This window comes from Bacteroides cellulosilyticus DSM 14838 (genome assembly GCF_000158035.1).
GTDB lineage: Bacteria > Bacteroidota > Bacteroidia > Bacteroidales > Bacteroidaceae > Bacteroides > Bacteroides cellulosilyticus.
In genome coordinates this window covers 239,913-249,488 of the sequence record NZ_EQ973486.1, presented here as the reverse complement: position 1 = coordinate 249,488, position 9,576 = coordinate 239,913, and the positions used below count along the sequence as shown (strand labels likewise).

The following is a 9,576-nucleotide window of genomic DNA, read 5'->3' as shown; positions in this document are numbered from 1 at the left end:
TGGACAAACAGTTGATCGGGTTTGACGATGCAGCATCCAAAGCATTGCTGGAATACCATTGGCCGGGAAATCTGCGACAGATGAAGAATGCGGTACGACGCGCCACCCTATTGGCACAAGACCAACTTATTACACTGAAAGAACTAACTGAATTGCAACAAATCACTCATTCCCATGTAGGTTTACCATTGCGTAATGAAGAGACAGAAAAGCATCAGATTATCGAAGCACTGCGGCAAACGGGAAACAATAAAAGCCGGGCGGCACAACTACTGGGCATAGACCGTAAAACATTATACAATAAGCTGAAACTTTACAATATAGAGAATTAACAAACCAGCTTTTCAGCTTACAGTTCTTTCAGTCTCTCCGAATCCCGTTATTCATTGGGTTTCCGGCTGAAACTACTTTTCTCTTTTCACCACTTCATACACATTTCCGTATTCCGTATGTTTCCTTTTCAGTCCTGCCCGAATCAGTATTTGTCCGAAACGCATAGGGTTACTACCTCGCATAGCGGCAGGATTAACCGTTTGTAATTCGCCGAAAATGTCGGCGGCGGTCAAGTCAAGGCTCTTTTCATGGGGAAGCGGGGTCCGGAACCGGGAAACAAGCACCTCTTCAACAAGACTGATACGATAAAACTTTTCATTGTGTCTTTGTAATTCTTCCTCCTCTTTCTTGGTGAACCAGTTACGCCGTCCGGCAGACAGTTCAGCTTTCAGTTGGGCAAAAATCTGGTCATGCTCTATGTGGGTACAGTCGATGTTGTGTTTCACTTCCACGCAAAGGAAGCGGCGGCTGCCCGTTGGGTCGGTAAGCAGATCGAAGCGATTGCTCGTACCGATGAACGACGCGACGCGGGGCAGCTGTCGGAAACTCTGTTGATAGGCCTTACGAATATTAAGGGTGGACATCTGCATCAGGTTCTTCAGCAATGGCATCTTGGTTTCGGCATATTTATCGAATTCATCCATGTTCAGCAATCCCATTTCCGCCAGGAGCCGTTCGGCTTGTCCCTGCGAGGTAAGTTTCAGATTGTCGGTATAGTAGCGCATCAGCACATCAGGCATTAGCGAGCGACAAAAGGTGCTCTTCCGGCGCCCCTGCTCCCGGCTGACAAGGATAGGCGCTACGCTGTTGGCATGAAGTCCGGACAGGTTCATCCACTGCGAAGCAAGCCCCAACATCCATGTGTGAAAACCTTGTACCCACAACGGACGACAAGAAACACGTTGGGCAAGTGCGGTCAGCCGGTCGTGACCATCCCAAGCGGGCAACTCTTCCATATAGAGATGAAAAGGGTGATAGGAAGGAATATAAGAGGAATAGACGTAGCGGCTCAGGTCCTTGTCCCAACAAGGAATACCTTCGTCATGCGCTTCGATACATAAAGCGTTCAGTTCACGCTTGCCGATGGGAATAAAGGGAGCGGCACGTTGACCGGCATGGCGGAATTCGGTCTCGTCTGTCAGCAGGTTGTAGCGGAAGTCATAACGGGTTGTCAGGAATTCCTTTACATTTCGGGTCAGAAGCAAAGTCGCGTTGGCGAGGGGCTGCGATGCTTTTGGGGTTATTTTCGGTTTTGCCGTTTTCATCTTTTCCGCAAAAGTCAGTAATTGGCTTGCCTCACGCAGGAGGCGATGTTCTTGTAATGTCATTCGATTCTTCTTCATGATGTTTCTTGTTTTCTTTAAATGGTTAATAGTATCGGTTTGTCGAGCTCGATGGCACGAAGTTAGTATGCGGGATAAGGGGTTTGCAAGCTTTTTACGACCTTTTTTATCATAAATGTGCTTGTAAAAGAAGATAGGACTCTGATACGCACAACTCACTTACTTATATGCATTTGGATACTGCCTCATAAGTGAACGACTGGAGTTGTTCGGTTGAATGACTCTAGTAGTTCAAGTGAACAACTGGAGTCATTCGATTGAACAACCGGAGTGGTTCACTTACAAATAAGCACCTTTGACACAATTACCAAGGATATTAAACACATCAAGTAATAGGATGAGCGTAAGGCGGCATGCGGACTCTATCTACCACCCATACCACGCGACACGTGGAAGTGAAGTGGCGAAAAGGAAAAAGTTGTTTCAGCCGGAATACCGATGAACAGGGGATTCCGGAAGAGGCTGAAAAAACGGAATCTTCTTATTATTACCTCAGATACTCAAATCCAAAGCGACAATGCAAGCGATCTTTCTAAAGGACTTTCCTTGAATATCGTCATAAAGCAATTATTACAATCTTATTTCAGAGAATTTAATTCAGTAATGCTTCATATACTGACATCATTTTCTTTTTAAACACTTCAAGAGCATAATTTTCTAAAAAACGTTTTCTTGCCTTTCTCCCTAATTGTAGTGCAAGCGTCTTAGAATCCAGCAGCTTTATAATTTGCTCTGAAAGCACTTTAACATCCGGACTACGTTTTCTTTTAATACGCCTTATTGGAGACTTTAGACCGGAAACACCATCAATAACAAGTTCGCTAAGTCCACTGGTATCAGTAACAACCAATGGTAAAGCATGCATCATCATTTCAATAGCCACCAATCCGAATTCCTCATGAATAGAACAAACTACGCCAACATTAGCAATTGTATAGAGCCCATATAACTGCCTTTTATCAATTCTCCCCGTGAATGTGATTCTTGACCAACATTTTTTTGTTCCCCTAAGGCATTCATTAAAATCACCATCCCCTGCAATAATCAACCGACTTTTAGGATAATCAACCAATACACGTTCAAAAGCTTTAATAAGAAAAGGAACTCCTTTTATTTCATCAAGCCTCCCAGCAAATATAATGATTTGTTCATCATCCTCTAGATGATATTTCTGCCGCAATTTCTTATCTTTCCCTCTTTTAAGGTAACAATCCGCTATTCCATTGTTGATTACACAAGCCTTAGAAGTGCCGATACAACTTAATTCTTGTAATGCTTTTAATGTATGTTGCGCAACACAAATAATCAGGTCACACCGCTTCATCATCATCCTATACTCCTTTATTTCATCTACTATTTGTTTCTCTGACTGAGTAAGTTTACTTCTCTTTTTATCCACTATACGCTTCAATAAATCAAAATCACCTAACAGACTGAAACTCCAGTTGGTATAGTGTACAGTCAATACAATATGGCATTTAAAAAGGTGCTTCAAATATTTTACAAGATTATTATCAGGCAGAAAATTCAAATGGAAAATGATTCTGGTATCGCTGTCCTCTGTTATAAGTGTTTTGAGTAAGTAAGCCACATTACGCGAATAATATTGTAAACATGCAGCAATATTACTATAAGGTATAGGTATTGATATTTGCTGATATCCACCTTTATCCATAATTGTCGTTTCCAAGCAATCAGCATAAAGATGTATCACACAAAAATCCATTTTAGAAGACAACAAGCAATTCGTCAACTGCTTTACATAAGTTCCGATTCCATAATTCATTGCTCTACTGGCCTTCTCTAATATATATATTTTACTTTTCATGATTCTCGAATATCAATTTAAGTGCAATACCTGTATATCCATTATTGCGAATTCCTATTTCCCGAGGAATATTGAATAGCGTTTTAGGAGTATAAGTCGTTTTATCTACTATTATTTCTAATATTGTTTCCCGATCACCTATAACTTCTCCATCCCATATTTTAGACAACGTATTTACCAGCACCCCAGTTTCTTCATCTCCTTTATTCTGCTTCAATGCACAAATCAAATTATTGATATATTCTTTGCTTATGAGTTCATGGGGATTTATTCTTTTACAATATCTACTAATTACATAATAAGCAATTCCTTTCAGTCCATCTTCCAATGAAAAATCCCTAAAACGAGTTACATCCTTCTCTAAAATTTTTAAATCAAGTTCCTCCAAGACTTCATCCCTGTCAGCCTTCACAAAATCATTTTGTATCAGATATTCAATTCCCCAGGCAATTCCACACAGTCCCTTAGCAAAACCGATTGAAGCCGATTGAGTAATCTCTTTATAAATCTCATCCAAAAGATATCCTCCTAATTCTTCATATAACTTGCTACCCGTCTGTCTCGCATAAAGATAGAAAAAGATACAGATTCCCATTTTCCCATCTAACAGTCCTAAATCTCGAATAAAACTAGCATTCAATATTAAATAATGAATAATTCGATTCAACATTTTTGTTTTTTGGCTCATAAGTTTTCTTTTAATACTTTTTTTATCGGTAAGAGAAATCTTTCTAAAAGAGACAAATCATCCGTTATTATTTCTGCTTTTCCTTCCATTTCCAATAAATATGGCAATTCCTTATTATAAGATGTAATAAGTCCTTTGGGTAATAATATTTCAACTATATATATTTTTTTCTTTTCTATTTCTGAAGGTACTAAAGAGATATTTTTTATCACTCCTTTAACAATTCCAAATTCATTATTAGGGAAATTATCAAAACTTACATTTACTGTTTGTCCTATTTTTACCTTACCGGAACGTTCTGCGGGCAGTAGTGCCTTCCCCATTAAAAGACCTTTTTCCTCTGGTACAATATTGAAAATTGGCTCTCCAGAAGCAATGTTCTGATTTATACTCCAATATTGTGTAAAAGTGATTTGTCCAGATATGGGTGCTATTATAACATAACTCAATTCCCAATTTTGAATTTCAGTGATTAATTGTGTAATGTAGTTATTCACTTGGGTCTCTAGATTATTTTTCTTTTCTGAATATTGAAATTCCATGTCTGACAAAGACTCACACATCTGCAATGTTTGCAATTGCATATTGTTTAAAGTTGCATATATATTTTCTAAAGTAAGTTTTCTTTGTAGATAATTATTATAACTATTTTCTAAATTTTCTTCTGACAATAATTTCTGTACAAACAAAGTGGAATCCCTTCTATATTGTTTTTGTCCTATTTCAAATTGTTCTTCGACAAGTATCTTCTGACGCAGTATATCTTGATATGATACTTTATATTGCTCTATTTTTTCTTGTACCCATTTAATTTTTAGAAAATAATATTGTTCCCTTTTAAATCGTATATATTCTGAAAGAGTAAGATAAAACGAGGAATAAAGAGCCTGCAAATTACCAACTTCCAACCCTTTATTAGGCAATAAATTAATAGTATCCAATGAATTGATTGACAAAAGATACTTTTTCAAATGCAATACGTCATGAGGTTTTGCACTATTTTCAATAACAGCCAAATAGCTTCCCTTATCGATATACTGATTATCATTAATATATAAATGTTGTATTCTTCCAGAGGATTTCGCAACTATACTTATTGCAGGATTGGTGCTCGTTAAAACTACTGAAGATGTAATTACATCCGGATATTTAAAAAAGGCACTGCCTAATAGAATAACAACCACAATAATAGCAGTTAAAGTTATGCCACGACGCAAAATCCAGACAGGTACCTCTCCAAGAATTTCCTGTACTTCTTCACTTCTTAACTCTATATTATTAGTATCTTCGGACATTACACACCTAATTCTAATTGATTTTTTATCAAAGTATAGTAGCTCCTCTTCAAGCTGATGAGTTGTTTGTGTGTACCTTGTTCTGCTATTTTTCACCTGTCAAGAACTATTATATGATCTGCATTTTGTACAGTACTGAGCCTATGTGCAACTACAACCACTGTCTTTCCGACATAGAAATTCATTAAATTATCAAGAATCACACGTTCATTATTGGCATCCAAAGAATTAGTAGCCTCATCAAAGAAAAGATATTCCGGATTCTTATAAACCGCACGGGCAATTAATAAACGTTGTTTTTGTCCCTGACTAATTCCATTTCCTTCCATGCCTATTTTTGTATTATATTTGAGCGGAAGTGATTCTATAAATTCTCTAATATTAGCAATTTCCACAGCTTGTAGCAGTCGCTTCTTGTCAATACTTTCTTCTCCAATTGCTATATTATTGGCAATAGTATCTGAAAAGATAAAACTATCTTGCAGAACGGCTCCCAAACGTGCACGCCAAAGATGTGGATTTATGTCATCAAGAGAAACATCTTGTATTTTTATATTTCCTTTCAGTGGCGAATAGAAGCCTAACAAAAGTTTTATTATGGTTGTTTTTCCACTACCACTAGCACCAACTATTGCCGTTACTTTGTTTTGGGGAATTTCAAGAGTCACATTATCCAACACATAATCCCTATCTGCTCCATCATATGTGAAACATACATTTTCCAGTTTTATGCTCTTATTGTCCGGTAATTGGTTTATTTTTTCGGTGATATTGAATTCCTCGTCTTCCTTATTATGCACCTCATTTAAACGCTCAAGACTTATTTTAGCATCTTGTAGAGATTGGGTAAAACCTATGACTTCGCCAATAGGAGCAGAAAGCTGACCAATAATATAACTGATTGACATCATCATTCCTAATGTGATATCTCCATCAATAACAGCTTTCGCCGCTAAAAAAGAAATAAGCAAAGAAGTTATTTGATTAAAAAAAAGTGAACCAACTTGCTGATATTGGCCTAATGCTACCCCTTTCATACTGATTCTAAATAATTTAACCTGTATCCTTTCCCATTTCCAACGCTGTTGCCTTTCACAATTATTTAGTTTTATATCTTGCATACCCGTTATCATATGATATAGATTCCCCTGTTCTGCAGCAGCTTGTGCAAAACGATTACTATCCAGAATCCTACGATAACGAAGGAAGAGCGTAATCCACGCAATATAAAGTGAATTACCTAAAATAAATACACCTAATATAGGCAAATTATAGTATGCCAAAATAAATGCAAAGATAAAAAAGTTTGCAAATGAAAATAGAGTTGACAAAGTTGAACCAGTTAGAAAGGATTCAATTCTTCCGTGGTCGCCAATACGTTGCATTATATCGCCGATGTTTTTTGTATCGAAATAGCGTATGGGTAGCTTCATTAATTTAGACAAAAAATCGGATATAAGCGTTATATTAATACGAGTATTTACATGGAGAGTTATCCAACTTCGAATAAAATTTACGCCAAGTTGAGTTACAGATAGTATAAGTTGCGCTATGAGCGTCAGGGTCACAAAGCTCAAATTTGCATTTCCTATACCTTGATCTACCATTGCTTGAGTAAGAAAAGGAAATATTAGTTGAAAGAGGCTTCCGAGTAACATTCCAATTATCAATTGTGCAATCTGTGATTTATAAGGTATTAGATATTTCACATAATAATAGAGATTCTTTTTACCCTGTTGATAGTCATCTTCATACTGATAGAATTCTGGCGAAGGAGTCAACAAAAGTGCAGTTCCGATATTTTTCCCATCCACTTTAGTACTAAGCCAATGCTTTAAAAAATCATCTTCACTGATTACTATCTTATCCCTGGCCGGATCAGAAATTTTAATTTTATATTCGCCCTTCTGAGTTTTTTTTATGCCATAACAAACCACAAAATGATTCTGATTCCAATGTAAAATGCAAGGAAGGGGAGTCTCCCTACTCAATTGTTCAAAATCAGTCTTTACCCCTAAAGTACGAAAGCCTATACTTTCCGCCGCATCACTAATTCCCAACATAGAAACACCCATACGCGTAATATAACATCTTTCACGTAAGGTCTGCAATGAATATTTACGGCCATAATATTGAGCTATCATCCGCAAGCAAGAGGGTCCACAATCCATTGCATCCAATTGGGAATAATGTGGGAAGTTTTTTTTCATTCTTATATACCGATTTTATTCTCCTTTTAGTAATGCTTCCAAAATTATATTCAAGAAGAATCCCGTCACTGAAGCTTGCACTATCTTCCCATCCTGATCTATTAGGATACCATGGGGAATTCCTTCGAAGGCATACAATTCTGCGGCTTTAGAATTAGCCGGTAATACAAACTGCCTCCATGGCATATCCACCTTATCCATTGCAATAGCCCAACTCTTATTACTATAATCCATAGATATACTTAGCACCTCCAGCCCTTTATCTTTATATTTCTCGTATACTTGCTTTATCTTAGGAATATCCGCTATGCACGGACCGCACCATGAAGCCCAGAAATCAATAAAAAGGAATTTGGAATGTCCAACGTATTCAGATAACCACTTTCGTTCTCCCTCAGGGGTTATTAATTCGATATCTATGAATTTCTCCTGCTGCATGTGTCTTCTTTGCTCTTCTTCGTCTTTCTTTTTGCCCAAGACATATCCTCAGCGGTCAACCAAGGGTTGTGTTTACACTGTTTCTCAATATAATCATAGACACTTACATTAGTTTTCCTAACTTTTTCATCACTTCTCTTTTTAAAATCAGCAATTATAAATTACATTTCAATACGCAAATCTTTAAAGAATATCAGATCTTCTATTTTATACACATCAGGTAATTCGTAACCATTGATTAGGATGGTTGGGGTTGCCATAAGTTTTGTCTCTTTTTTCCATTCCTCATGCGTCCTAAACTCTTGTTCTACAGCAGGTGCATTAATATCATATTGATATTTATTAAAAAAATCAGTTGTATTATACTTCCCGCCATTAAACCATAGGTCATAAATTTCTTCCGAATTTTCTATTGTATTATTTTGGTAAGCACTTATCAGAAACTTATTGCTTTGATCCAAATCCTCACCAAACGAACTGAAAATATATTGAATACAAGCCTTGTCTTCCAATTTCTTTTGCAATTCTCGTAATCGTTTGTGCATTCTTCCACAAGGTTCACAATGAGGATTACTAAACACACTAATAAGTAAATCCGCATTAGGATTACCAAATATAATTTGCGATGTAGATTTACTTACCGGATACTTCGCTTGTTTTTTTAATAAAGTGACAAAAACTTCTTCTTGCATTTTCAAGCTTTCCAGTTCATATTTAGCCCCTCTTTCTTTATTAAAATCAGAAAAAGCAGACATAGCCAGATGGATGCATAAAAAAGGTATCGCATAAATGGCTGCAACATATACTATTTCATTCAGGCGGATTACCGGTATGAATATATATCCACAAACAACATCCACAATCAGCATTCCTATAAACAAAGCCTGCACCAACAAACAAAGAGGACACCATTGCTTCACTTTCACTTTTTGAAACCAGATACTCCAAAAGACATAAGGTACAGTACACAAATTCAACAAAACTACATATACTACATATTGAGGAGTAATAAGCAATATAAGCATATTTGAGATAAAATAACCTAAGCCAATCTCACTCCAACTGATTAGCCCCCATAGCCTTGCAGCCTTAGAGTCTAAAACATTATTACAGTCACTCTTACTAAACAGAGAACATAATTTATCAGCATACCTGCTATTAAAGTCCAATTGTTTCTTTGCAAGCAAATGTCCTATATATATTCCAACAATATTCAGCAAAAAAAGTAATTTAGTGCCTACACTATTGGATACATTCTGCCAATAAAACAAAAAACATAGCATCATGACAGAACATCCCAACACTATTTGTACCCCTGTATGCCATAAATCTTTCCTCTTATTCTCTCCATAATTAGGTTCTCCGGAAGTTTCGTCAGGTTCCGCTATCAATGCAATACCATCCCATACTTTGACAAATTCATTATAGGTCGATTTAATAT

At 36.8% G+C, this 9,576-nt stretch carries 7 protein-coding genes and 1 pseudogene; 1 reads left to right on the top strand and 7 read right to left on the bottom strand.

Annotated elements, in window-relative coordinates:
* Positions 1-332, top strand: a 332-nt coding sequence (locus tag BACCELL_RS00990; protein WP_007209609.1) for a helix-turn-helix domain-containing protein, incomplete at its 5' end; no start/stop codon positions are given.
* A gap of 72 nt (positions 333-404) precedes the next feature.
* On the opposite strand, the gene BACCELL_RS00985 is transcribed toward BACCELL_RS00990, so the two are convergent.
* From BACCELL_RS00985 to BACCELL_RS00955, 7 genes and pseudogenes are all read right to left on the bottom strand, one after another.
* Positions 405-1,676, bottom strand: coding sequence for a VapE domain-containing protein (locus tag BACCELL_RS00985; RefSeq protein WP_007209608.1), 1,272 nt, complete (start codon positions 1,674-1,676; stop codon positions 405-407).
* 592 nt (positions 1,677-2,268) lie between these two features.
* Entirely contained in the window at positions 2,269-3,504 is a 1,236-nt protein-coding gene (locus BACCELL_RS00980) for a TIGR04157 family glycosyltransferase (protein WP_007209606.1), read from the bottom strand.
* Complete coding sequence (locus tag BACCELL_RS00975) at positions 3,494-4,192, bottom strand: lanthionine synthetase LanC family protein (RefSeq protein ID WP_007209605.1); 699 nt, start codon at positions 4,190-4,192, stop codon at positions 3,494-3,496. Before BACCELL_RS00975 ends, BACCELL_RS00980 begins: the two co-directional genes overlap by 11 nt.
* The gene (locus BACCELL_RS00970; RefSeq protein ID WP_044153132.1) at positions 4,189-5,487 is read right to left on the bottom strand and encodes an HlyD family secretion protein; all 1,299 of its coding nucleotides are present in this window, start codon (positions 5,485-5,487) and stop codon (positions 4,189-4,191) included. Before BACCELL_RS00970 ends, BACCELL_RS00975 begins: the two co-directional genes overlap by 4 nt.
* Positions 5,487-7,697, bottom strand: a pseudogene (locus BACCELL_RS00965) (peptidase domain-containing ABC transporter). The gene BACCELL_RS00970 and the pseudogene BACCELL_RS00965 overlap by 1 nt, the downstream one beginning before the upstream one ends.
* Positions 7,698-7,712: 15 nt before the next feature.
* Positions 7,713-8,174, bottom strand: a complete 462-nt coding sequence (locus tag BACCELL_RS00960) for a TlpA family protein disulfide reductase (RefSeq protein WP_007209602.1) — start codon at positions 8,172-8,174, stop codon at positions 7,713-7,715.
* Positions 8,175-8,296: 122 nt separating this feature from the next.
* The coding region (locus BACCELL_RS00955) for a vitamin K epoxide reductase family protein (protein ID WP_007209601.1) at positions 8,297-9,576 on the bottom strand (1,280 nt) is incomplete at its 5' end.

Excerpts from the sequence above, each read along its gene's own strand:
- BACCELL_RS00970 (WP_044153132.1), bottom strand. The coding sequence starts at position 5,487 with ATGTCCGAAGATACTAATAATATAGAGTTAAGAAGTGAAGAAGTACAG.
- BACCELL_RS00975 (WP_007209605.1), bottom strand. The coding sequence starts at position 4,192 with ATGAGCCAAAAAACAAAAATGTTGAATCGAATTATTCATTATTTAATA.
- BACCELL_RS00980 (WP_007209606.1), bottom strand. The coding sequence starts at position 3,504 with ATGAAAAGTAAAATATATATATTAGAGAAGGCCAGTAGAGCAATGAAT.
- BACCELL_RS00985 (WP_007209608.1), bottom strand. The coding sequence starts at position 1,676 with ATGAAGAAGAATCGAATGACATTACAAGAACATCGCCTCCTGCGTGAG.